Below are 233 nucleotides of genomic sequence, written 5' to 3'. Positions count from 1 at the left end.
GACAGGGTAGGGTTCAATGACAGCAGTAATTTTAATCGTGCTTTCCAGCGCTGGGTTTCTGTTAGTCCGAAACAGTATCGTAAAAAAAAGGCACTCTCTACTGAGAGTGCCTGAGCGTTGGGCGTGATAAGGGTTACGGTGTAACGATTGCAAAGGTCCGGTCTGGTTTGTCGATCAAACCAACGAAGCTAATCAGATCAAGCGTACTGCCATCCACACTGAGATCATCGGAA

General features: G+C 47.2%; 1 protein-coding gene. It reads left to right on the top strand.

What is annotated here, in order from left to right; all coding sequences use genetic code 11:
- Window positions 1-114: helix-turn-helix domain-containing protein (locus tag ACY2RR_RS24825; protein ID WP_490110870.1), on the top strand; the 114-nt coding region annotated here is incomplete at its 5' end.
- Between the last annotated feature and the right edge of the window lie 119 nt (window positions 115-233).

It is taken from the genome of Parendozoicomonas sp. 2304DJ65-17, from assembly GCF_058148445.1.
This window is presented reverse-complemented; position numbering and strand designations above follow the sequence as displayed.